The 22,215-nt window shown below is 72.5% G+C and carries 19 protein-coding genes, 2 tRNA genes and 1 pseudogene; 4 read left to right on the top strand and 18 right to left on the bottom strand.

Annotated features, from left to right (window positions below; genetic code table 11):
* Positions 1-19: 19 nt before the first annotated feature.
* The 7 genes from AMK21_RS07505 to AMK21_RS07475 all read right to left on the bottom strand — a co-directional run bounded on the left by AMK21_RS07505 (position 20) and on the right by AMK21_RS07475 (position 5,438).
* Positions 20-1,639: a sensor histidine kinase gene (locus tag AMK21_RS07505; protein ID WP_073875666.1), complete on the bottom strand. Its 1,620-nt coding sequence runs from the start codon at positions 1,637-1,639 to the stop codon at positions 20-22.
* Positions 1,640-1,673: 34 nt separating this feature from the next.
* Positions 1,674-2,417: a response regulator transcription factor gene (locus AMK21_RS07500; protein WP_073875351.1), complete on the bottom strand. Its 744-nt coding sequence runs from the start codon at positions 2,415-2,417 to the stop codon at positions 1,674-1,676.
* A gap of 76 nt (positions 2,418-2,493) precedes the next feature.
* A complete protein-coding gene (locus tag AMK21_RS07495; protein ID WP_073875662.1) occupies positions 2,494-3,375 on the bottom strand; it encodes an amidohydrolase family protein in 882 nt (293 codons plus the stop codon).
* A gap of 26 nt (positions 3,376-3,401) precedes the next feature.
* The gene (locus AMK21_RS07490) at positions 3,402-4,310 is read right to left on the bottom strand and encodes a DUF2797 domain-containing protein (RefSeq protein WP_199863120.1); all 909 of its coding nucleotides are present in this window, start codon (positions 4,308-4,310) and stop codon (positions 3,402-3,404) included.
* 58 nt (positions 4,311-4,368) lie between these two features.
* Positions 4,369-4,971 carry a hypothetical protein gene (locus tag AMK21_RS07485; protein ID WP_073875347.1) on the bottom strand — a complete coding sequence of 201 codons (603 nt, stop codon included), beginning with the start codon at positions 4,969-4,971 and terminating at the stop codon, positions 4,369-4,371.
* 88 nt (positions 4,972-5,059) lie between these two features.
* A complete protein-coding gene (locus AMK21_RS35820) occupies positions 5,060-5,140 on the bottom strand; it encodes an excalibur calcium-binding domain-containing protein (protein ID WP_073875660.1) in 81 nt (26 codons plus the stop codon).
* Positions 5,141-5,177: 37 nt separating this feature from the next.
* Entirely contained in the window at positions 5,178-5,438 is a 261-nt protein-coding gene (locus AMK21_RS07475; RefSeq protein WP_073875345.1) for a hypothetical protein, read from the bottom strand.
* Between the two features lie 321 nt (positions 5,439-5,759).
* Between AMK21_RS07475 and AMK21_RS07470 the strand changes: the two genes are divergently transcribed.
* Both AMK21_RS07470 and AMK21_RS07465 read left to right on the top strand, forming a co-directional pair.
* Positions 5,760-6,704, top strand: a complete 945-nt coding sequence (locus tag AMK21_RS07470; protein ID WP_073875343.1) for an RNA polymerase sigma-70 factor — start codon at positions 5,760-5,762, stop codon at positions 6,702-6,704.
* Between the two features lie 93 nt (positions 6,705-6,797).
* Entirely contained in the window at positions 6,798-8,015 is a 1,218-nt protein-coding gene (locus AMK21_RS07465; RefSeq protein WP_073875341.1) for an NAD(P)/FAD-dependent oxidoreductase, read from the top strand.
* Positions 8,016-8,060: 45 nt separating this feature from the next.
* Here the strand turns inward: AMK21_RS07465 and AMK21_RS07460 are convergent.
* Together AMK21_RS07460 and AMK21_RS07455 are read right to left on the bottom strand one after the other, a co-directional pair.
* Positions 8,061-8,133 (bottom strand) — tRNA-Arg (locus tag AMK21_RS07460).
* 215 nt (positions 8,134-8,348) lie between these two features.
* Positions 8,349-8,439, bottom strand: a tRNA-Ser gene (locus AMK21_RS07455).
* Between the two features lie 298 nt (positions 8,440-8,737).
* Here AMK21_RS07455 and AMK21_RS07450 point away from each other — a divergent pair.
* Together AMK21_RS07450 and AMK21_RS07445 are read left to right on the top strand one after the other, a co-directional pair.
* Positions 8,738-9,289 carry an SSI family serine proteinase inhibitor gene (locus AMK21_RS07450; RefSeq protein WP_073875339.1) on the top strand — a complete coding sequence of 184 codons (552 nt, stop codon included), beginning with the start codon at positions 8,738-8,740 and terminating at the stop codon, positions 9,287-9,289.
* A 246-nt stretch (positions 9,290-9,535) separates the two neighbouring features.
* On the top strand, positions 9,536-13,657 hold the full coding sequence (locus AMK21_RS07445; protein ID WP_073875337.1) for a PAS domain-containing protein: 4,122 nt from the start codon (positions 9,536-9,538) through the stop codon (positions 13,655-13,657).
* An 89-nt stretch (positions 13,658-13,746) separates the two neighbouring features.
* Here the strand turns inward: AMK21_RS07445 and AMK21_RS07440 are convergent, their stop codons facing one another.
* The 9 genes and pseudogenes from AMK21_RS07440 to AMK21_RS33595 all read right to left on the bottom strand — a co-directional run.
* Positions 13,747-15,399 carry a long-chain fatty acid--CoA ligase gene (locus AMK21_RS07440; RefSeq protein WP_073875335.1) on the bottom strand — a complete coding sequence of 551 codons (1,653 nt, stop codon included), beginning with the start codon at positions 15,397-15,399 and terminating at the stop codon, positions 13,747-13,749.
* Positions 15,400-15,533: 134 nt separating this feature from the next.
* On the bottom strand, positions 15,534-16,100 hold the full coding sequence (locus AMK21_RS07435; protein WP_073875333.1) for a SigE family RNA polymerase sigma factor: 567 nt from the start codon (positions 16,098-16,100) through the stop codon (positions 15,534-15,536).
* A 181-nt stretch (positions 16,101-16,281) separates the two neighbouring features.
* The gene (locus AMK21_RS07430) at positions 16,282-17,448 is read right to left on the bottom strand and encodes a lipid-transfer protein (protein WP_073875331.1); all 1,167 of its coding nucleotides are present in this window, start codon (positions 17,446-17,448) and stop codon (positions 16,282-16,284) included.
* A complete protein-coding gene (locus AMK21_RS07425; protein ID WP_073875329.1) occupies positions 17,445-17,876 on the bottom strand; it encodes a MaoC/PaaZ C-terminal domain-containing protein in 432 nt (143 codons plus the stop codon). The genes AMK21_RS07430 and AMK21_RS07425 overlap by 4 nt, the downstream gene beginning before the upstream one ends.
* Positions 17,873-18,916, bottom strand: a complete 1,044-nt coding sequence (locus tag AMK21_RS07420) for an acyl-CoA dehydrogenase family protein (RefSeq protein WP_073875327.1) — start codon at positions 18,914-18,916, stop codon at positions 17,873-17,875. Before AMK21_RS07420 ends, AMK21_RS07425 begins: the two co-directional genes overlap by 4 nt.
* 1 nt (position 18,917) lies before the next feature.
* Positions 18,918-19,895 (bottom strand): bifunctional MaoC family dehydratase N-terminal/OB-fold nucleic acid binding domain-containing protein, encoded by a 978-nt coding sequence (locus tag AMK21_RS07415; RefSeq protein ID WP_073875325.1) that lies wholly within the window; start codon positions 19,893-19,895, stop codon positions 18,918-18,920.
* Entirely contained in the window at positions 19,892-21,097 is a 1,206-nt protein-coding gene (locus tag AMK21_RS07410) for an acyl-CoA dehydrogenase family protein (protein ID WP_073875323.1), read from the bottom strand. Before AMK21_RS07410 ends, AMK21_RS07415 begins: the two co-directional genes overlap by 4 nt.
* Before the next feature lie 210 nt (positions 21,098-21,307).
* Positions 21,308-21,613, bottom strand: coding sequence for a hypothetical protein (locus AMK21_RS07405; RefSeq protein ID WP_073875321.1), 306 nt, complete (start codon positions 21,611-21,613; stop codon positions 21,308-21,310).
* Between the two features lie 260 nt (positions 21,614-21,873).
* Positions 21,874-22,152, bottom strand: a pseudogene (locus tag AMK21_RS33595) (pyridoxamine 5'-phosphate oxidase family protein); the annotation flags it as partial.
* Between the last annotated feature and the right edge of the window lie 63 nt (positions 22,153-22,215).

Here is a 22,215-nt window from a genome sequence, read left to right as displayed (position 1 = left end):
ACGTTCGCCAACCGCGCTGTCACACCGGTGTGGTGAGCCTGTCCCCGACCTGTGAGTGCGCGTACGGACCGGCTTCCACGGGCAGCTCGACCGCGAAGACCGTCCGGCCCGGCACGGACTCCACCCGTACACGGCCACCGTGTGCGGAGACGACGGCCTGCACGATGGCGAGGCCGAGGCCGGTGGAGCCGGTGGCTCTTTCGCCGACGGCCCCACGGGTACGCGAGGCGTCCCCGCGCGCGAACCGCTCGAAGACGTGCGGCAGCAGCTCGGCGGGGATGCCCGGCCCGTCGTCCCGCACTTCCAGCGTGACCGGCTGACCGGCGCGTACGGAGGGCCGTACGGAGACCGTCACGGTCGTCCCCGGCGGGGTGTGGGTGCGGGCGTTGGCCAGCAGGTTGACGAGCACCTGCTGGAGCCGGGCGGGATCGGCGCGCACGGTCACGGGTTCACCGGGCAGCTCCAGCCGCCAGTGGTGGAGGGCGTCGGCCTCGGTGGCGGCGGCGTCCGCCGCCCGGGCATCGCTGACCGCGTCCACGACCGACGGCAGCAGATCGGTGCTCTCGTACGAGAGCGGGCGTCCGGCATCGAGCCGGGCCAGCAGCAGCAGATCCTCCACCAGACCCGTCATCCGGTCCGCCTCCGACTCGATCCGCCCGAGCGCGTGCCGCGTGACGGGATCGGACGCCGACGCGTCCCGCCCCGTCGCGCGCCGGGTCAGCTCGGCGTACCCGCGGATCGAGGCCAGCGGGGTACGCAGCTCATGGCTGGCGTCGGCGACGAACTGCCGTACCCGCGTCTCGCTCTCCTGCCGGACCACCAGCGCCGAACCGACGTGTCCCAGCATCCGGTTGAGCGCCGCGCCGACCTGCCCGACCTCGGTACGGGGATCGGCCTCGGCGTCCGGGACCCGTTCGAGGAGCGCCACCTCGCCGCTGTGCAGCGGGAGTTCGGCGACCCGGGTGGCGGTGGCGGCGACCCTGCGCAGCGGGCGCAGGGCGACGCCGACGAGGACGGTGCCCGCGAGGGAGGCGGCGATGAGCCCGGCGGCGGTGACGCAGACCTCGACGACGATCAGGGTGGTGAGCGCGCCGCTCACCTCGGCGGTGGGGATGCCGACGAGGACGGTCCGGCCCTCGGTGGTCGTGGCGGCCTCCACGCGGTAGCCGCCGAGCCCCGGCAGATCGACGCTCCGGGTGCTCCCGCCGGTCTCCTGAGCCCCGGCCGCCTGAGCGCCGGTGGTCGGAGCGCCGGCTTCCAGCGCCCGTTGCTGGGCCTCCGTCAGAGGCTTCGCGCTCTCCTGGGAGCGCAGCCCGCTGTCCTCGACGACCTTCGACGCGGTGATGCCCCCGTCGTCGTCGACGAGGGCCCCGAACGTGCCGAGCGGCTGCCCGCCCCCGCCGACGAAGCCGAGCGGACCGGCGTTCAGCAGGGCCGCGGGCAGCGGCCCGGGGCCGGGCGGCCGCTCCGCGCGTACGGCGATGGAGTGGAGCTGGTCGTCGAGCTTGCCGTACATGTAGCTGTGGAAGGCGATGGCGGTCACGGACCCGATGACGGCCGCGACGACGGCGATCAGGGAGACGGCGGACACGACGAGCCGGGTCCGCAGGGTCCAGGGCCGCCGCAGCAGCGCCCTCATCGCGAGGCGCCTGTTCACAGGGCTGTTCACCAGGCTATTCACCGGGCTTGATCAGATACCCCGCCCCGCGCCGGGTGTGGATCATCGGCGTCCGTCCTGCGTCGATCTTCTTGCGGAGGTAGGAGATGTAGAGCTCGACGACGTTGGCCTGACCGCCGAAGTCGTAGTTCCAGACCCGGTCCAGGATCTGCGCCTTGCTGAGCACCCGGCGCGGGTTGCGCATCAGGAACCGCAGCAACTCGAACTCCGTCGCGGTCAGGTGGACCGCGTCCCCACCCCGGCTCACCTCGTGGCTGTCCTCGTCCAGCACCAGGTCCCCGACGGTCAGCGTCGACTGGCTCCGCTCGGCCGCGAGCGCCGTACCGGAGCGGCGGATCAGCCCGCGCAGCCGGGCCACGACCTCCTCCAGGCTGAACGGCTTGGTCACGTAGTCGTCGCCTCCCGCCGTGAGCCCGGCGATCCGGTCCTCCACGGCGTCCCGGGCGGTCAGGAAGAGGACGGGCACGTCGGAGTGGTCGCGCCGGAGCCGGCCCAGCACGGCGAGCCCGTCCATGTCCGGGAGCATCACGTCCAGGACCACCGCGTCCGGACGGAAGTCACGGGCCGCACGCACGGCCCCGGCCCCGTCGGCGGCGCTGCGCACCTCCCAGCCCTCGTACCGCAGGGCCATCGAGAGCAGCTCGGCGAGCGGAGCCTCGTCGTCCACGACCAGCACGCGCACGGGCGTACGGTCCGGCCTGAGCAGTTCGGTACGCCCCTGGGGCGCGGTCGTCGTCATGGGCACCAGCCTGTGAGGCGCCCGTGAGAGAAGCCTGACCCGTTTCTGTGAATTGCCTGAGAAAGCGGGCGCCCTTCTATGCGGGGACCCCGAACAGCGCCTCCGCGTTCCGGTAATAGACAGCCCGCAGCCACTCATCCCCCAGCCCCAGTCGCTCCAACGCCTCCAACTGATGGACGTACGGGTACGGGATGTTCGGGAAGTCCGTCCCCAGCAGGATCCGGTCCCCGAGGTCGGCCAGCCGCCCCCTCTGGCCGGCCGGGAACGGCGTGAACCCCTCGCTGAAATCCGTGAACGCCATCGTCGTATCGAGCCGCACCCCGGGGTACGCGGCCGCCAGCGCCAGGAACTCCGCGTACTCCGGCATCCCCATGTGCGCGACGATCAGCCGCAGCCGGGGGTGGCGCGCGAGGAGCCGCCCGATCGGCTCGGGCCCGGTGAACCTCCCCGGCGCCGGCCCGGACCCGCAGTGCATGACCACCGGCACCCCGGCCTCCGTGAGGAGCCCCCAAGCCCCGTCCAGCAACGGGTCATTGGCGTCATAGTCCCCGACCTGGAGGTGCGACTTGAAGACCCGCGCCCCGTTCTCGACGGCCTCCTTCACGTACAACTCCACGCCCTCCTCCGGGAAGAGGGTCGCGGTGTGCAGGCAGTCGGGCACCCGGGCGGCGAAGCCGACGGCCCAGTCGTTGAGCCAGCGGGCCATGCCGGGCTTGTGCGGGTAGAGCATGGAGGTGAAGCGGAGCACCCCGAACGATTTTATGAGAGAGAGCCGTTGCTCTTCCTCGTACCGATAGGTGATCGGCCACTCCAGCCCGGTGAGCGGCCCGGCGGAGTCGAAGTAGGCCCACACCTTGCGCAGGACCTGCTCGGGCATGAAGTGGGTGTGCACGTCGATGATCCCGGGCAGCCCGAGCCGCTCCCAGAACCGCACGACGTCATGGCTCTCGGCCTCCACGGACAACAACTCCTCATCGGGCAAGGTCAGAACAACCCACCCTGCACGCCGCCGCCCCCGATGTCGATGAGGGGGACACGTACGTCGTTCGCTGCGGCAGGATCCACGGCGGCAAGCTCCCACCCGGTGATGAGCCGCGTATCCAGCACGACCACGTCACCCCCTCCGCCCCCGCCTCCGCCCCCGGCCACGGCCAGATGAAGATCGGGGCCGGCGGCAGCCACCAACTGCCCCGCGACCACGCCCCCGTCGACCAGCTCACGCACCGACCGCGTGGCGCGGGGAGCACGGTCCAGCCCGAAGATCCCGCCGTGATCGACCAGGTCGAGAGGAAGCCGCTCCAACGACTCGGGCCACCCACGCCCTTCGAGCTCGGCAGCCCGCCCGTACAACTCCACCACCTCGGCCAACCGCTGCTGCTCTCCGGCCAGTTGTCCGCGTACGGCCCGCTTCCTGGCGTACGGGATCCGGTCCGGCACCCCGAGGGCGGCGCGCAGCACCTCCTCGGTCCGCCGGGCGGCCATCAGGGGCCCGCGCCCCAGCCAGCTGAAGACCACGGCCCCCTGCTCCCGAAGCCGCGCGGCACCCCGCTCCTCCCGGGTGATCCCCACCTTGACCAGGCCGGGCCCGAACCAGGCGAGGTAGACGCGGTACGTCCGCGGGTCGTCCAGCAACGTGTCGGCGGCCACCGAGTGGGCCCGGTCCAGCCGCGCACACTCCGGGCACCGGGCACCGGTACTGCGCACGGACACCACGGCCCCCAGTGGGCACACGTTCCCCCGGGCCCCCACACAGTGCCGCTCCCCCACCGCGCGGAACCCGAGCCCGGCCCCGTACGCGAGCGTGCTCACCCGGCGCTCGGCGCCCTTGCTCCACCCCAGCCGCGGCTCGTCCCCCGGCCACGCGACCCCGGTACACCGCCACCCGAAGGCCACCCGGACTCCACTCTCTCCACCACGCCCCGACGACGCCGCCCTCATGCCTCCGCGAAGGCTAACGGGCCCCGTGAGCGAACCCCTCCGCACCACCGGCCGAACCGGTGACCGGGCCTGCCACCAGGCCACCGCCGACACCCTCGATGCGCTGCCGCATCCCGGCCATCCGGCGGACGAAGCGCCGGTTGAACCAGACCATCCACCCCAGGAACGCCGCACCGAACGCCAGCCCCCACAGGCCCGCAGCCTCGTTCCCGGCGGCGAACCAGAGAGCCGGGATCCCGAAGAAGATCAGCGCCAGCAGCGGGAAGGCCCACCACCGATTGCGCCGCAGCTTCTCCTCCCGGCGCCGGATCAGCCGGATGATGGCAACCTGCTCGGCCGGATCCTCGGGCAGCTCGCCGTTCTTCGCGATACGCCGCTCCAGCTCCGGCACCCGCGCGGCATCGGTCCCCACCGCCCGGGCGTCACGGCGTCGGCGCCGCATCACGTACCACGTCATGAACCCGGCGTAGACGAGCCCGCCGACCAGAATGCCGGGCCATCCCGACCATCCGTCGAAGGCCAGCCGGATGCCGACCCACACCACCAGCACCAGCAACCCCACCGCCCACCACCGGTCCTGCCACCGCTGCACCTGGCCGTGCCCCTGCGACCCCATCGGTAACCTCCGAGCCGGGCGCGCCCATCACGCCCCGTGCTCTTCCGGCTACCCCGGCTCCGGGCACTGATGCGGCGGGCGCGGCGCCTCAAGGGATGTGCGGCTCGCAGGCGATCCCGTCGCCATCCCGGTCGAGATGGTCGCCATACCCGGGTTGACCCGTGTACAGAGGCGCGACTCCGGCATCCTGGGCCGCGTCGCAGTTCTCATAGGACGAGCGACGCCCCTGGCCCGTCGCTCGGCGTGGTCGCGTCGTCCGCCGTCACCTCGCGTACATCGGCCGCCATGATCACACCTGAGCGAACCGTGTATGTCCCTTCGAAGACCTTAAGGCTGCCGTCGCTCTGGAGCGCCTCCAGCTCCGCCTGGACCGTGTTCCCCTCCACGCCGAGGATCCGTACGGTGTCCCGCTCCGTACCGGCGAAGCCGTCGACGAAGGCCTCGTAGTCGCCGGCGAGGTCCGTCACACGCCTGGGTCCCGGCAGCCGACGGCACGCCCTTGCCCCCGACTTCTTTCCGCACCGCCCAGGACAGCCTTGGCCTCATCGGCGACGGCCGTCGCGTCGGAGGGCGCCCAGGGGGGTCTCACCAGGCGTCGCAACGGCCGACGCTCCGGTCGGGGGCGAGAAGGGCGGCGCACCGGGCTCCCCGCCCGTACCGCAGTCTCCCGCGCCGACCGACGTAACGACGGAAAGGGACAGCAGGGCTGCCCAACGGGTCGTTCCGGCATAGCGGTTCAGGGGCGGCGCCCCGGGGCTCCGCGCACCGGCGAGCATAGGATCCGGACCATGGCTCTGACACGGACCCAGATGGACCGTTTCGAGGCCTCCATGCCCCGCCTGGAGGCCATCGCCTACCGCCTCCTCGGCTCGGCGAGCGATGCCGAGGACGCCGTGCAGGACACGTTCCTGCGGTGGCAGGCCGCGGACATCGACCGCATCGAGGTCCCCGAGGCCTGGCTGACGAAGGTCCTCACCAACGTCTGCCTCAACCAGCTCACCTCGGCCCGCGCCCGGCGTGAGTCGTACGTCGGCCAGTGGCTGCCCGAGCCGCTGCTCGCCGGGGACCCGATGCTCGGCCCCGCCGAGACCGCCGAGCAGCGCGAGTCGCTCTCGTACGCCGTCCTCGCCCTCATGGAGCGCCTCTCGCCCAACGAGCGGGTGGTGTACGTGCTGCGGGAGGCGTTCGACTACCCGCACCGGAAGATCGCGGAGATCCTCGACATCACCGAGGCCTCCTGCCAGCAGATCTTCCACCGCGCCAAGCAGCACGTCGCACGGGGCAAGGCCCGTACGGAGATCGACGAGGCCTCCGCCCGGCGGATCGTCGAGGAGTTCCTCGCCGCCGCGACCAGCGGGCAGACCGAGCCGCTCGTACGGCTCCTCACCTCGGACGCCATCGCGATCGGCGACGGCGGCGGGAAAGTTCCGGCCCGCACCAAGCCGTTCGAGGGGGCGCTCGCGGTCGCGAAGTTCATGCGGGGTCTGTTCAAGCCGAGCAAGGCCAAGCGCGATCTCGTCGGTGGCTCCCCCGAGGTCCACCTCACGACCGCCAACGGCGCCCCCGCCGTCGTGGTCGTCCTCGACGGCCGGGTCATCGGCGTCCTGTGCGTGGAGATCACGGCGGAGGGCATCGCCGCGTTCCGCAGTCAGGCCAACCCCGACAAGCTCGAACGCGCGACCCGGCGGTGGGCGGCCACCGACCACGGAGAGCCCCTGCTCCACGCCTTCTGACCACCCTGTGACACAGGTCACAACCGTCACCTGTCAGGAAACAGCGGGCTGCCCGGTTCAAGGGGCGAAACCGCGCGAGACAGGAGTCAGGACATGCAGCTCACGCAGCACCGCATCATCGTCGTCGGAGCCGGATACGCCGGAGCGATCGCCGCCGGTCGCCTCGCCAGGCGGCTGCGCCGCGAGGACGTCTCCATCACCCTCGTCAACGCCGAGCCCGACTTCGTCGAGCGGGTCAGGATGCACCAGCTCGCGGTCGGACAGGAGCTCAAGGCCCGCCCGTTCGCCGAGATGTTCGCCGGTACGGGAGTTCATCTGCGGTTCGCGAGGGTCACCGCCGTCGACGTGGACCGCCGGACGGTCTGCATCACGGACGGGGGCGCCGCCGCCGAGGAACTCGCGTACGACACCCTCGTGTACGCCCTCGGCAGCGCCTGGAACACCCTCGGCATCCCCGGCACCGCCGAACACGCCCACGACATCGCCGGCCGCCCCGGAGCACTCCGGCTGCGCGAGCGCCTGGCCGGCCTGGGCGCCGGGCAGTCCGTGGTCGTGGTCGGCGGTGGCCTCACCGGCCTGGAGGCCGCGACCGAGATCGCCGAGGCCCGCCCCGACCTCGACGTCGCCCTCGCCGCCCGCGGCGCGCTCGGCGACTGGCTCTCCCCCAAGGGCCGCCGCCACCTGCGCAAGGTCTGCGACAAGCTCGGCATCATCGTGCACGAACACACGGCCGTCACCGCCGTCGGGCCCGACCACGTCACCACCGCGTCCTCCACCATCCCGGCCGCGGTCACCGTGTGGACGGCCGGCTTGGCGGTCCACCCGATCGCGCGGGCGACCGCGCTGGAGGCCGACGGCACGGGCCGGATCGTGGTTGACGCCACCATGCGCTCGGTCTCGCACCCGGACGTGTACGCCATCGGCGACGCGGCTCTGGTGATGGGCCCCGGCGACAAGCCGCTGCGCATGTCGTGCGCCTCCGGCGTCCCCACCGCCTGGCAGGCCGCCGGCTCCATCGCCTCCCGCCTCACCGGCACGAAGCCCACGACCGTCCCGCTGCGCTACTTCAACCAGTGCATCTCGCTGGGCCGCAAGGACGGCCTGATCCAGTACGTCACCGCCGACGACCGCTCCCGCCCCGCCGCCCTGACCGGACGGACCGCCGCCCTCTACAAGGAGCTGGTCTGCAAGGGCGCGGCCTGGGGCGTCGCCAACCCGACCCTCGGCCTGCCGACCCGCCGACGCGGCGTCACACAGGAGCCGGCCCCCTTGCCGCACCCGAGGGCCGCGAAGGCCGCGAAGGCCGGATAACGCCAGAGGCCCCCAGGATTGCTCCTGGGGGCCTCTCACTTGCTGTGCACTCGGCAGGATTCGAACCTGCAACCTTCTGATCCGTAGTCAGATGCTCTATCCGTTAAGCTACGAGTGCTTGGCGTTCCGGGCTTTTCTGCCTGGTCGGCGTTGCGGGAACAACATTACATGACCTGCGCCGTGACGCGAAATCCATTGCCCGCACCACCTCTGACCTGCGGAAACACTCTTCTGGGGCAGATCTGGGCCGCCCCCTTGACCACGGCGCACACGTGGCTCCGCGCCGGGAACGACCGAAGCCCCGTGCCAGGGGCACGAGGCTTCGGGGTGGAGCGGAGGCGGAGGGATTTGAACCCTCGATGGGCTTTAAGACCCAAACCGCATTAGCAGTGCGGCGCCATAGACCGGACTAGGCGACGCCTCCTCCACACACCTCGCGCGAACGCGAGTGGGTGCGTGCAGATGATGACACAGTCGAGCGTCGTGCCACCAATCGCCGCTCACGTTACTAGCCATGCGGGGGCCAGGGCAAAGCACTTCGGCGTGGTGGCGCAACGTCCGGGCGGGAGACGCGTTAGAGAGGCGTGGGGGCTTCGGCCTCCGCCGGTCGGTAGCGGCCGGGTGCGGCCGCGAGCGGTCGGCCCGCCGCCCAGCAGCCGACCGCCCACCTCGACATCCGTCGCATCCGCGGTCGTCCGTGATGCGGAGATACAGGAGCCCGCATGTTGCGCCGTCTCGCTTTCGCCGCCGTCGTATCGCTCGCCGCACTGGCCACCACCGCCCCCGCCGCGACCGCCACCGGTCCGGTGCCCTCGGCCGTGCCCACCGCCGGTCCCCTCTCCTCGGCCTTCCCCGCCCTCGGGCCGCTGCCTGTGCCGCTCCCGCCGCTCCCCTCGTTCCTGGACGGCGGCAGCGGCGGGGGCCAGGAGAAGCCCGCCGCGCGGACCCGGCTCACCGTGACCGTGGAGCGCTCCGGGGTCGCCGGGGCCGACGGGACGTTCGAGCTGACCTGCGGGCCCACCGGAGGCACCCACCCTGAGCGGCAGGGCGCCTGTGACCGGCTCGCGGAGGTCGGGGCGACCCGGGCGGGGCAGGAGCTGTTCCAGCCGGCGCCCCAGGGCACCATGTGCACCATGATCTACGGCGGCGACGCCTCCGCCCGCATCGTCGGAACGTGGGAGGGCCGGGCCGTGGACACCACCGTGACCCGGGGCGACGGCTGCGAGATCGCTCGCTGGAACAACCTGGTTCCGGTGCTCCCCGATCTCCGATAGGCCCTCGCCGATCTTCGGCAAGGCCTTCGCCGTCCCGCGTCCGCGCACGTCACAGGGTGCGCGGACGCTCACGTCGCAGGCCGGTGGCGTACACGCCGTGCACAGAACCTTGGTGAGAGCTCCCCCTCATCCGCCGCCCTCGGGCCCTCCCCTGGCCTTAGACTCCTCCAGTGACAGTCTGCGGCCCGAGGGGCAAGATGGGGCCCGCTGTCGGCAAGGTGCGGTAATCAGGGAGGAAGCGTCGTCGTGAGCAGCAGGCCATCCCGAGGCACTGCTCGCCTCGCAGCCATACTCGATGCCCTTCCGGACGGGCTCCTGCTCGTCAATTGCAACGGCACGGTCGTCAACGCCAACGCCATCGCCCTCGAAATGTTCGAGACCCCGGGCACCGCGCTCGTCGGTCGCGGACTGCTGGATCTGCTGCCGGAGTTCGACTCCAAGCTGATCCCGGGATCGATGCGCCGGCCCGAGGCTGCGGACGAGCAGGGCAGGACCAAGCCGACGCGCATGATCGCGCGCCGCACCGACCGGCACGAGTACCCGGTCGAGGTCACCAGCGCCAGCCTGGACAGCGGCCAGGCCGCGTACAACGACATCCACTCCAGCTACACCGGTGACGAACTGCTCATGCTCGTCGTACGGGACCTCTCCGGCACCGTCGACACCGAGGCCGAGCTGGCCCGCTCGCAGCGCCAGACCGAGATGATCCTGCGCGCCGCGTCCGAGGGCGTCGTGGGCACCGACACGGACGGGCGCGTCGTCCTCGTCAACCCCGCCGCCGCACAGATCCTCGGCTTCCGGGCCAGCGACCTGGGCGGCCAGGAGCTGCACCCGCTGATCCTGCACTCGCGGGCGGAGGGCGAGCCGTTCCCGTACGAGGAGTCGCCGCTCGCCGACACCCTCAAGTCCGGGCGCAAGCACCGCGTACGCGGCCAGGTGCTCTGGTCCAAGAGCGGCGCCCAGGTGCCCGTGGACCTGACGACCGCGCCCGTGCGCGACGGGGACCAGCTCGTCGGCGCCGTGATGACCTTCACCGACCGCAGGCCGTACGAAGAACTGTCCGCCCAGCACAAGAACGTCGTCGCCGAGCTGACCACCAGCCACTCCGACGAGGTCACGGCGCTGAAGGAAGCGCACGCGGCCGAGTTGGAGGCGCTCAAGGAGGCCCACGCCGCCGAGCTGGCCGACCGGACCGAGCGGTACTCCGCCGAGGTCGAGGGGCAGGCCGAGCTCCTCGCCTCCATGGGCGCCCAGCACTCCCAGCTCACCGCCGTCCTCGGCGGTTCGCTGCGCGGGCCCCTGGAGGAGCTGCGCGGTGAGCTGTCCATGCTCGCCGCCGACCCGGCCGGGCAGCTGTGGCCCGAGGCCAACCAGATCCTGCACCACCTCGCCGCCGGGTACGCCCGGATGACCACCCTCGTCGACAGCGTGCTGAGCTACCAGCGCCTCGACGCGGGCGTGGAGGGGCTGCACAAGGCCCCCGCGATGATCGACGGGATCGTGACGGGCGGGATCGACGGGGCGGTCGAGCTGATCGGACCCGGGCGCGCCCAGTTCGCCGTGCACGCTCCGCCCATCGAGGCCGAGGTCGACGCGGTCCGGCTCTCGACCGCCCTCGCCCATCTCGTCGCGGACGTCTGTGGTGTCGACTCGACCGGCAAGACCCGGGCCGTCCCCGGCGGCGGATACGTCGACTCGACCGTCGTCGTGGCCGCCGCCCAGCGCGGTGACGTCGTACGGATCGAGGTGCGCGGGCCGTTCGCCGGGGGAGATCCGGTGCACGAGCCGATCGTGCGCGGCATCGTCCAGGCGCACGGCGGTGTGCTCCAGACCCACGAGATGCCGGGGATGAGCGGCAGCGCGTACGTCCTCGACATCCCGATCGGCGCCGGCTCGGGCGCCATCGCGCCCCCTGAGGTGCCGGTGGAGACCTCCCTGGCTCCGCCCACGCCGCCCGCGCCGTCCGAGGGTGTCGGGGCTCCGGGCGTGACCAGTGGCGGGCGGCGCCGGGCGCGTCGGCCGTCGACCGACGCGTTCCTGGACATCCCCGGAGGTGCGCCCGAGGCCGAGACCGCGGAGGGCCCGGCGGACGGGCCCGTCGCCGAGCCGACCGGGCGGCGCCGGGCTCGCCGAGGTCCGGCCGCGGACGAGGAGCAGGCGGTTTCCGAGCTGATCCCGGCCCAGCAGGGCGAGGGGTCGGGGCGCAGGCGCGGACGGCCCAGCCCGGCGGAGAGCGGGGCCGGGGTCGAGGTCAGGGGGAACGGTGTTGCGGAGAGTGGTCCGCCGCAGATCGGGCCGCCGCAGATCGGATCGCCCCAGACCGGATCGCCCCAGACCGCTCAGCGGCAACCCCAGCAGCAGCCGCAGCGGCAGGCCCTCGCGCTGACCTCCGCCGCGCCTGCCGCGCCGTCCGAGGGCTCCGTCGTCACCGCGGCCGAGGGCGCCCAGGGCGCCGGACGCCCCCAGCGCGGGCAGACCGTGCCACCGCAGGGCGTACCGGCGGATCCGCAGCAGCCGGTGCCGCCCGCCGGTCGGCGGGCACGGCGTGAGGGCGAGCACCGCCCGGCGCTCCCCGCCCTCGCGGCCGGCAACGGCGCAACGAGCCCGGACCAGGGCCCGAGCGGCCACAACCAGCAAGCCCAGGCCCAACAGCCCGGTGGCCGTCGGGCCCGCCGAGCGCTGGCCGCCGCCCAGGAGCGCACGGCCGCCGAGGCCGGTCCGCGTACCGCCTTCGCCCTGCCGCCCGCCGACGCGGACCGGTCCCCGGCCGCCGCACCGGCCACCGCCCCCGCGTCCGTCCCGGCACCGGGCACCGCCCCCGAACCCCTGTCCGGCGACGAGAGCCACCACGGGCGCTCCGCCCCCGAGGCCGGCCACACGCCCCCGCAGGCCCACCCCGTGGCGCCGCACGCCGACTGGTCGGGTGCCCCGGACCAGGACACGCCCCTCCCCGGCGACGCGGTACCGGACGAGCAGCCCTGGGGGGGCGTACCGCAAGCCCCGGCCTCCCCCCGTCCCGCGCCGGACGACCGGTCCTGGGGCGGCAACGGGCAGACCGCCCACACCACCGGCACCGCGGCCGTCCCGGCGGCGCACCCGGCCGACTCCGGCACGGGCGTTCCACTGCCGGACGCCCGGCGGCAGCCGCTGCCCGCCGAGGAGCCGATGGCGGGCGTCAACCCGGACTCCACCCAGGGGCGCGCGTTCAGCGTGCGGACGCTGGGCCAGGGGGTGCCGTTCGCGCAGCACCTCACCCCGCAGCAGAACCAGCTCGTCCCCACCCCGCCGAACCAGCAGCCCAGCCTCGGCGGCGCCGGCCGGCGCCGCAAGCTCTCCGCCCCGCCGGAGGGCGAGCGCCCCACGGCCCCGCCGCCTGCCGCAGGCCCGGACCCGGCCGCCGCGCAGCAGCAGCAGCAGCAGCAGCCCCACGGCACCCAGCAGCCCCAGCCCTCCGAGGGTCAAGGGCCCACCGACCCCACCAACCCCGGCTCCGGCCAGTTGCTGGCGCCTCCGGTGGCCGAGGGGCGCGCGTACGCCATAGGGGCGCCCGACGAGGGCGCCGAGGGCCCCGAGCCGCTGGACGGGCCCGGCGGTGCGGTCGAGGTCGCCAACCGGCCGCAGCCCCGCCCGCTGGACGACGAACTGCCACCCGAGCCGCTGGACAACCCGCGCCGGCTGCTCGTCTGGCCCGCCCCCGACGTACCGACCCAGCAGGCGCTCAGCGACCGGGGCTACCGTCCGGTGATCGTCAACTCCCGTGAGGAGGTCGACGCCCAGATCGCCGCGTTCCCCGCCGCGCTCTTCGTCGACCCGCTGACCGGGCCCATCACGCGTACGGCGTTGCAGTCGTTGCGCCAGGCGGCCGTCGCCGCCGAGGTTCCGGTGCTGGTCACGGCCGGTCTGGGGCAGGCGACCCGGGAGGCCGCGTACGGGGCGGACCCGGCCGTCCTCCTCAAGGCTCTGGCCCCCCGCGACAGCGAGCAGCACCCGCCCCGCGTCCTCCTGATCGAGGAGCACGAGGAGATCGCGGCGGCGCTGGCGCAGACGCTGGAGAGGCGCGGGATGCAGGTCGCCCGTGCGGCGACCGACAGCGAGGCCGTCGACCTGGCGGGCCGGATGCGGCCGAACCTGGTGGTCATGGACCTGATGCAGGTACGCCGTCGGCGCGCCGGGATCATCGACTGGCTGCGGGCGAACGGGCAGCTCAACCGCACCCCGTTGGTCGTCTACACCTCGGCCGGGATGGAACCCTCGGAGCTGCCGCGGCTCGCTTCCGGGGAAACCGTTCTCTTCCTGGCGGAGCGGTCCACCAGCGACGAGGTGCAGTCCCGGATCGTCGACCTGCTGGCGAAGATAGGCACCAACTAGAGCGTGCACAGAACAGGGCGGGGGCGGTACGGATTTCCCGTACCGCCCCCGCCCTGTTTCACGTGAAACAAGCGACCGCCGACGAGGCCTCAGAGCTGGGTGACGTCCAGCTCCCCGGCCGCGTACTGCTTCCGGATCACCTTCTTGTCGAACTTTCCGACGCTCGTCTTCGGCACGGCGGGGATCACCGACCAGCGCTCCGGCAACTGCCACTTGGCGATGCCCGACTCGGCGAGGAACGCCTTCAGCGCCTCGTAGTCGACATCGGCGGCACCCTCCTTGAGGACCACCGTCGCCAGCGGACGCTCGCCCCACTTCTCGTCCGGTACGGCGACGACGGCCGCCTCCGCGACGTCCGGGTGGGCCATCAGCGCGTTCTCCAGCTCCACGCTGGAGATCCACTCGCCACCGGACTTGATGACGTCCTTGGCCCGGTCGGTGAGGGTGAGGTAGCCGTCGGCGCTGATCACGCCGACGTCACCGGTCTTCAGCCAACCGTCCTCGCTGAACTTGTCCTCGGGCCGCAGGTGCTCGCCGTCGGTCCCGCCGTAGTACGCGGCGGCGATCCAGGCGCCGCGGACCTCCAGCTCACCGGCCGACTCGCCGTCCCACGGCAGGTGCTCGCCGGCCGGGCCGACCAGCCGCGCCTGCACACCGGCGGGGAAGCGGCCCTGGGTGATGCGGTACGGCCACTCCTCCTCGGCGCTCAGCCCGGCGGGCGGGTGGGCCATGGTGCCCAGCGGCGAGGTCTCCGTCATGCCCCAGGCGTGGCAGAGCCGGACGCCGAGCTTGTCGTACGCCTCCATCAGGGACGGCGGACAGGCCGCGCCGCCGATGGTCACGTTGGCCATGGAGGTGAGGTCGCGCGGGTTGGCGGTGACCTCGGCGAGGAGGCCCTGCCAGATGGTGGGCACCGCGGCCGCGTGCGTGGGGCGCTCGCGCTCGACCATCTCGGCGAGCGGAGCGGGCTGGAGGAAGCGGTCCGGCATCAGCATGTTGACGCCGCTCATGAACGTGGCGTGCGGCAGCCCCCAGGCGTTCACGTGGAACTGGGGGACCACGACGAGCGTGGTGTCCTTGTCGGTCAGCCCCATCGACTCCGACATGTTGACCTGCATGGAGTGCAGGTAGATCGAGCGGTGGGAGTAGACGACGCCCTTGGGGTCCCCGGTGGTGCCGGAGGTATAACACATGGCGGCGGCCTGGCGTTCGTCCAGCTCCGGCCAGTCGTACGTGGTCGGGCGGCCCGCGATCAGCTCCTCGTAGTCGTGCACGCGCGGCGTGACCCCGGCGAGCGCCGAGCGGTCGCCCGGCCCGGAGACGACCACGTGCTCGATGCTCGGCAGGTGGGGCAGGAGCGGTGCGAGGAGCGGCAGCAGCGAGCCGTCCGCGATGACCACCTTGTCGTCCGCGTGGTTGACGATCCAGGCGAGCTGTTCCGGCGGCAGCCGGAGGTTGAGGGTGTGGAGCACGGCCCCCATGGAGGGAATCGCGAGGTAGGCCTCCACGTGGACAGCGTTGTTCCACATGAGGGTGGCGATCCTCTGGTCGCCGTCGATGCCCAGCTCGTCGCGGAGCGCGTTGGCCAGCTGGGTCGCGCGGGTGCCGATCTCGGCGAAGGTGCGTCGGTGCGGCTCGGGCTCGCCGGTCCAGGTCGTGACCTGCGACTTCCCATGGATCGTCATCCCGTGGTGCAGGATGCGGGTGACAGTCAGCGGTACGTCCTGCATGGTGCTGAGCACGGCGTCCTCCCGGTGGGCGCTACGCGGCAGTAAGGTTGCGCTGATTCTGCGCACATACCACGTGGTATGTCACTACTCGCGGGAGAAAATTCCTGCCCGGGGCCGTGCGGGGACCGTCTGGGCAACGGGGAGTCTCAGCGCACCGGCGTCAGCTCCGGGTCCTCGCGGAGCTTGCCGAGGGCGCGGGAGACGGCACTCTTGACCGTACCGATCGACACCCCGAGCACCTCGGCCGTCTGCGCCTCGCTGAGGTCCTCGTAATACCGCAGGACGACCATCGCGCGCTGGCGGTCCGGGAGCTTGAGCACCGCGCGCCACATCGCGTCGTGCAGCGACTGCTGCTCGGCCGGGTCGGGCGCCGCGACACCACCCTGCTCAGGCAGCTCCTCGCAGGCGAACTCGTCGACCTTGCGCTTGCGCCACTGCGAGGTCCGGGTGTTCAGCAGCGCCCGGCGGACGTACCCGTCCAACGCCCGGTGGTCCTCGATCCGCTCCCATGCGACGTACGTCTTGGCGAGCGCGGTCTGCAGCAGGTCCTCCGCGTCGCACGGGTTCGCGGTCAGCGAGCGCGCGGTGCGCAGCAGGACCGGGCCCCGGGCGCGGACGTACGAGGAGAACGACGCGTACGGCGCGTGGGTGAGGTGGCCGGCGGCGGTGGCGGAGGCCGCCCTGGAGGCGCCCGTGCAGACTGGCGTGGTCATGTACTCAACGCTAGGAGCGGGGCCCGCCCAGGGGATCGCCCCCAGGTCCCGAAGGGCCGTCCGCCTCAGGTTGTAGGGCCGGCTCACCCTCCACCTCCTGAAGGTGGACGGGCCGTCGTCCGGCCTTAAGGGTTCCCGCCGCCCCGCCGTAAGGGTCCGGCCCGGCTCCGTCCGGCCTGGTTCAGCCGTCCGCGCCGAGGATCAGCCCGGACGTCGGGACCCCCGTACCGGCCGTGACCAGGGACCTCGCCGCCCCCGCCACCTGGTTCACCGATGTGCCGCGGATCTGCCGGACGGCCTCCGCGATGCCGTTCATCCCATGGAGGTACGCCTCCCCCAGCTGACCCCCATGAGTGTTCAGGGGCAGCGCGTCCGCCGCGACGAACGCCCCGCCATCCCCCGGACCGCAGAAACCGAACTCCTCCAGCTGCATCAGGACGAACGGCGTGAAGTGGTCGTAGAGGATGCCCACGTCGATGTCGGCCGGGGCCAGCCCCGAGCTCCGCCAGAGCTGCCGGGCGACCACACCGGTCTCGGGCAGCCCGGTCAGCCCGTCCCGGTAGAAGCTCGTCATCTGCTCCTGCGACCGGCCCGCCCCCTGGGCCGCCGCCACGACGACGGCGGGCGGCCGGGGCAGGTCGCGGGCGCGCTCCACGCTGGTGACGACGAGGGCCTGGCCGCCGTCGGTCTCCTGGCAGCAGTCGAGCAGCCGCAGCGGTTCGGCGATCCAGCGGGAGGTGGCGTGGTCGGCGAGTGTGATCGGCTGCCCGTGGAAGTACGCAGCCGGGTTCCGCGCCGCGTGCCGCCGGTCGACCACCGCCACCTGCCCGAAGACCTCCGGTCCGAGGCCGTACGTATGCAGGTAGCGCTGGGCCGCCATCGCCACCCAGGAGGCGGGGGTGAGCAGCCCGGACGGCAGGTTCCAGCCGAGCGCCGCGCCCTCGGCGGTGGGCTCGCGCCGCTGGACGCCCGAGCCGAAGCGGCGGCCGGAGCGCTCGTTGAACGCCCGGTAGCAGACGACGACATCGGCCACCCCGCTCGCCACCGCGAGGGCGGCCTGCTGGACGGTGGCGCAGGCCGCGCCGCCTCCGTAGTGGATGCGGGAGAAGAACGACAGCTCCCCGATCCCGGCGGCCTGGGCAACGGTGATCTCGGGGCTGGTGTCCATGGTGAAGGTGACGAGGCCGTCGACGTCGGCGGGGGTGAGGCCCGCGTCGTCGAGGGCGGCGCCGACGGCTTCGACGGCGAGCTTGAGTTCGCTGCGGCCGGAGTTCTTGGAGAACTCGGTGGCCCCGATGCCGACGATGGCGGCCCTTCCGCCGAGGGAGTCGGCCATGCGGACGCTCATGTCCCGCCCTCCCTGGTGATGGCGACGGTGGCCTTTCCGCTGACGTGACGCCCCATACGGTTGTCGCCGGTGACCGCGACCTCTATAAGGATGCGGTTTTCGCCTTCCAGGGCGACGTTTTCCAGGGCCACGATGTGGCCGGTCAACCGGAGTACATCCCCCGGGTGGTTGGGAACGCCGAGCCGGATGGCGACCTTCCGAAGGACGGCGGCGGACCCGAAGTGGTCGGTGATGTAGCGGCCGACCAGCCCGTTGGTGGTGAGGATGTTCATGAAGATGTCGGGTGAGCCCTTCTCCCGGGCCACTTCGGCGTCGTGGTGCACGTCCTGGTAGTCCCGGGAGGCGATGGCGCCCGCCACGATCAGGGTGCGGGTGACGGCGATCTCCAGAGGCGGCAGCGCGTCGCCGACGCGAGGCGCCTCCGTCATGGCGTGTCCTCCATCCGGTCGCTCACGATCAACAGGCCCAGCTTCTCCAGGAGTTCGGCACCGCAGCCGAGGTACGCGTCGAGCTGACGCCCCCAGAGGAAATGCCGGTGGACCGGATGGTCGAGGTCGGCCCCGGTGCCGCCGTGCAGGTGCTGACCCGCGTGCACGACCCGCCGCCCCGCCTCCGAAGCCCACCAGGCGGCCGCCAACGCCTGCGCTTCGTAGTCCAGTCGCCGGTCGCGCCGCCACGCGGCCTCGTACGCCGTGACCCGGATGGCCTCCGTGTCCATGTGGGCGTCGGCGGCGCGGAGCAGGACGCCCTGGTTGGTGGAGAGCGGCCGCCCGAACTGTTCGCGGGTGGTGGTGTGCTGGACCGCCCGGACGAGGGAGCCCGCGCAGACGCCCGCCTGGAGCCCGGCGAAGGCGGTCCGGCTCGCGGCAAGGACCGCGGCGCAGGCCCCCGGGCCCGTACCGAGGGGCTCTCCCCGTACGCCGTCGAGGCCGAGCCGCCCCGCCGACCAGGGCGCGGTAGTCTCCACGGGCACCGCGGTCACGCCCGGCGCCCCGGCCTCCACGATCCACAGGGCCCGGTCCGCGTCGGCCACCAGCACATGGGTGGCGTCCCGCAGCCACGGCACCCAGGGCACGGCCCCGTACAGCGCCCCGTCCGCCGCCCTCACTCCGCCCCGCGCCGGAAAGGCCCCCGTCGCCACCGCCGTACCGTCGCGCAGGGCGGGCAGCAGGCGCTCCCGCTGCTCCGCCGTACCGTGCTCGGCGACCGCGAGGAGCCCGTACACACACGTCGCCGCCAGCGGGACCTGAGCGGTGCTCCGGCCCTGTTCCTCCAGGAGCAGCACCAGGCCGAGAAGCCCGATGTCCTCCACCGCCCCGGGCAGCCCGGCCGTGCACAGCTCTTTCCACAGCCCGGCGTCCGTACCCGTTCCGGCCGCCACCAGCCGCTCGTGCGTCGAGAGGTCACCGAAGATCCGCGCGGCCAGACCCTGCGCCGCCGCCTGTTCCTCGCTCGGGGTGAAGTCCATCTCAACCGCCCTCGCTCGCCCGGAAGACGGGAAGTTCCAGATCGGGGTCCGTACGGAGGAACTCCAGGCGTACGGGCAGGCCGACGCGCACCTTGTCGTACGGCACCCCGACCACGTTGCCGAGGATGCGGACGCCCTCGGCGAGCTCGATGAGCGCGACGGCGTACGGGCCGCCCTCACCGGACGGGTCGAAGGCGGGGAAGGACGGGTGGTGCATCACGACGTGACTGAAGACCGTGCCCTCACCGCCCGCCTCGACCGTGTCCCACTCCTGGCCGGCGCAGGCGTTGCAGCCGGGGAGCCAGGGGAAGCGCAGGGTGGCGCAGCCGGTGCAGCGCTGGATGAGGAGGCGGTGCTCGGCGACCCCGGCCCAGAATCCGGCGTTGTCACGGTTGATGACGGGTCGGGGGCGGAGAGGCGGTTCGCTCTCCGGCTTCGCGGTCTTCCGTTGCGCGGGGCGGTACTTGAGGAAGCGGAAGCGGTGCGTCCCGGCGGGTTCGCCGTTGGCGTGGACGTCCATGCGGGTGGTGACGAAGTAGCCGGTGCCGAGCTTGGTGGTCTTGCGGCGGGAGACGGCCTCGATGACGGCGTCGAAGGTGATCCGGTCGCCGGGGCGGAGCGGCCGCAGATACTCCTGCTCGCAGTCGGTCGCGACGACGGAGGTGTACCCGGCGCCATCGAGCAGCCCGAGGAGTTCGTCGTACGCGGCCGAGCGGCCCGTGCCGTCGTCGGGCTCCGGGTCCGCGCAGAGCCCGCGCATCGTCCAGGCCTGGAGCATGGCCGGCGGGGCGACGGCGTCAGGCCCCCGGTAGGCGGCGGAGGTGTCGCCCATGGCCTCGCACCAGTGGCGGATCATGGGCAGGTTGACGGGATCCTTGCCGGTGCCGGCGGTGGCGGCGGGACGACCGGCGTAGGAGGTGAGCCGTTCGTGCAGGGGATCTGAGACATCGGCCTGCACGTCCTGGGCGCCCGGCTTCACCGCTTGCCCCGCGTCATCCCGAGCCGCATCGTCGCGACGATCTCGCGCTGCACCTCGCTGACGCCGCCGCCGAAGGTGTTGATCTGCGCGGCCCGGTTCATCCGCTCCAGCTCACCACCACCGCCGGCGCCACCACCACCGCCACCGTCCGCGCCGAAGCAGCCGGGTGATCCGCTCCTGAGAAGACCGACGTCCCCCACCACCTCCTGGCACATCCGATACACCTCCACCGCGCTCTCGGTGCCCGCGAACTTCACGCCGCTCGCCTCCCCGGGAGCCAGCGCGCCCGACCCCACGGCCCCGACCAGCCGCCAGTTCAGCAGCCGGGTCGCCGCGAGCCGGGCGTACGCCTCCGCGAGCCGGGCACGTACCCACGGCTCGTCGACCCGGCGGCGCCCCGTGGCGGGGTCGGGGGTACGGGCGTGGGCGAGGGCCTCCTCGTAGAAGTCCTCGGCCTGCATGCCGATGGCGGCCAGGGCGACGCGTTCGTGGTTGAGCTGGTTGGTGACGAGCCCCCACCCCTCGTTCTCCTCCCCGACGAGGTTCGAGGCGGGAACGCGTACCCCGTCGTAGTACGTAGCGGTCGTGGTCAGCCCGCCCACCGTCTCGATGGGCGTCCAGGAGAAGCCGGGATCGTCGGTCGGCACGAGGATGATCGAGATGCCGCGGTGCTTGGGTGCTTCGGGATCCGTACGGCAGGCGAGCCAGATCCAGTCGGCCCGCTGGGCGTTGCTGGTGAAGATCTTCTGCCCGTCGATCACCCAGTCCTCGCCGTCGTCACCGTCCCGCACGGCCCGGGTCCGCAGGGCCGCCAGGTCCGTACCGGCTTCGGGCTCGCTGTAACCGATCGCGAAGACGAGGTCGCCGCTGAGGATGCGGGGCAGGAAGTACGCCTTCTGCTCCTCCGTGCCGTACTTCATCAGGGTCGGGCCGACGGTGTTCAGGGTGACCATGGAGACGGGGGCACCGGCCCGGTACGCCTCGTCGAAGAAGACGAACTGCTCGTCGGGTCCCCGCCCCTGCCCGCCGTAGGCGACAGGCCACCCGAGGCCGAGCATCCCGTCGGCGCCGATCCGACGGAGCAGCCGCCGCTGCTCACCAGGATCGTCGCGCCGGCTTCCTCGCTCGGGCAGCACGGCCGCGAAGTACGCGCGCAGTTCGGTACGCAGCTGCTGCTGGCGCTCCGTCGGGGCGAGGTGCACGGCGGGCCTCCAGGGGGCGAGTCACGTCACCGGAACGATTCCTGACTGTCCGTCAGATTCAGGCCCTCTGTCAAGGGTCAGGAGCAACGGCGACAGCCCGCACGAGGCGCCGAAGTGCCGCCGTGCGGGCTGCCGTTCGGACGACCGGAACCCACCCCCCGGAAGGTCCCGGGTCACCTGCTCACCGAAGAGGCGTGACCACCGGGGGTATCACCAGAAGAACGGGGTGAAGTTCACGTCGACGCTGTGGTCCGACTGGTCGATGGCGGTGAAGGCCGAACCGCTCACCTGGGCCGAGGTGTTCTGGTTCGACGCACCGGAGCCGACGGCCTGTTGCTGCGTCGTCGCGGAGTTGCCGCTGTTGTCGCCGCCGACGCCACTGCCGCCGATCGTCGCCACGGCCGCGTTCGATCCGTCGTTCGCGAAGGAGCCGTTGTCCGCCAGGGCCACACCGCCGCAGAGGGCGACGGTCAGGGGCAGCGCGGCGACTGCGGCGAGAACACGAGCGGTACGGATGTACGGATGTTTGCCATGTCAGTTCCTCCAGGAACCGGAATTCCGGCCTCAGTTGGTTCGTGTGCGGCTGGTTCCAGGAAAGTCGGCCGACCGCCCCGGTGCTGGTCACGACGTCGCGAGACCAGAGTTGCCCAGCACATTCCCGGCGAACCGTGCCCTGCCCACTGATTCCCTCGCAAGCATGAAGAAGAGACGGTAGACCTCCTCTGCGACAGCGAAGGCCCGGCCGGGCGCCGCACCCGCGCCTACGGGGCATACCCGGCCAAATTCCTCGCCTTCCGCCTGCCCGGCCCGGCGCTGAAGAACAGCGTCCCGTCGCACCAGGCGGCCATCAGCGGCGTGACGTGCCGCCGGCCGTCCGGCAGGACGGAGGTGACCCAGAGGGCCTCGGCGTCACACAACCGGCGCTGCGCCTCGGCCTAGTCGGTGGCGGTGACGTTCCCCGCACCGGGACGTGGGTTGCGCGCGGAGCCGTAGCGGGCGTCGAGTTCGGTCGTGGGCTGCTGGGGAGCCACGCGGAACCACTCCCTGCTCCTCATGACAAAGGCTACGCAGCCCGGCCCGCCGAAGCCCGGCCCCACTTCCCTTATTCGAACGAGTGT

This window comes from Streptomyces sp. CB00316 (genome assembly GCF_001905595.1).
GTDB lineage: Bacteria > Actinomycetota > Actinomycetes > Streptomycetales > Streptomycetaceae > Streptomyces.
The sequence above is the reverse complement of the archived record's forward strand: the minus strand, read 5'-3'. Positions and strand labels throughout refer to the sequence as shown.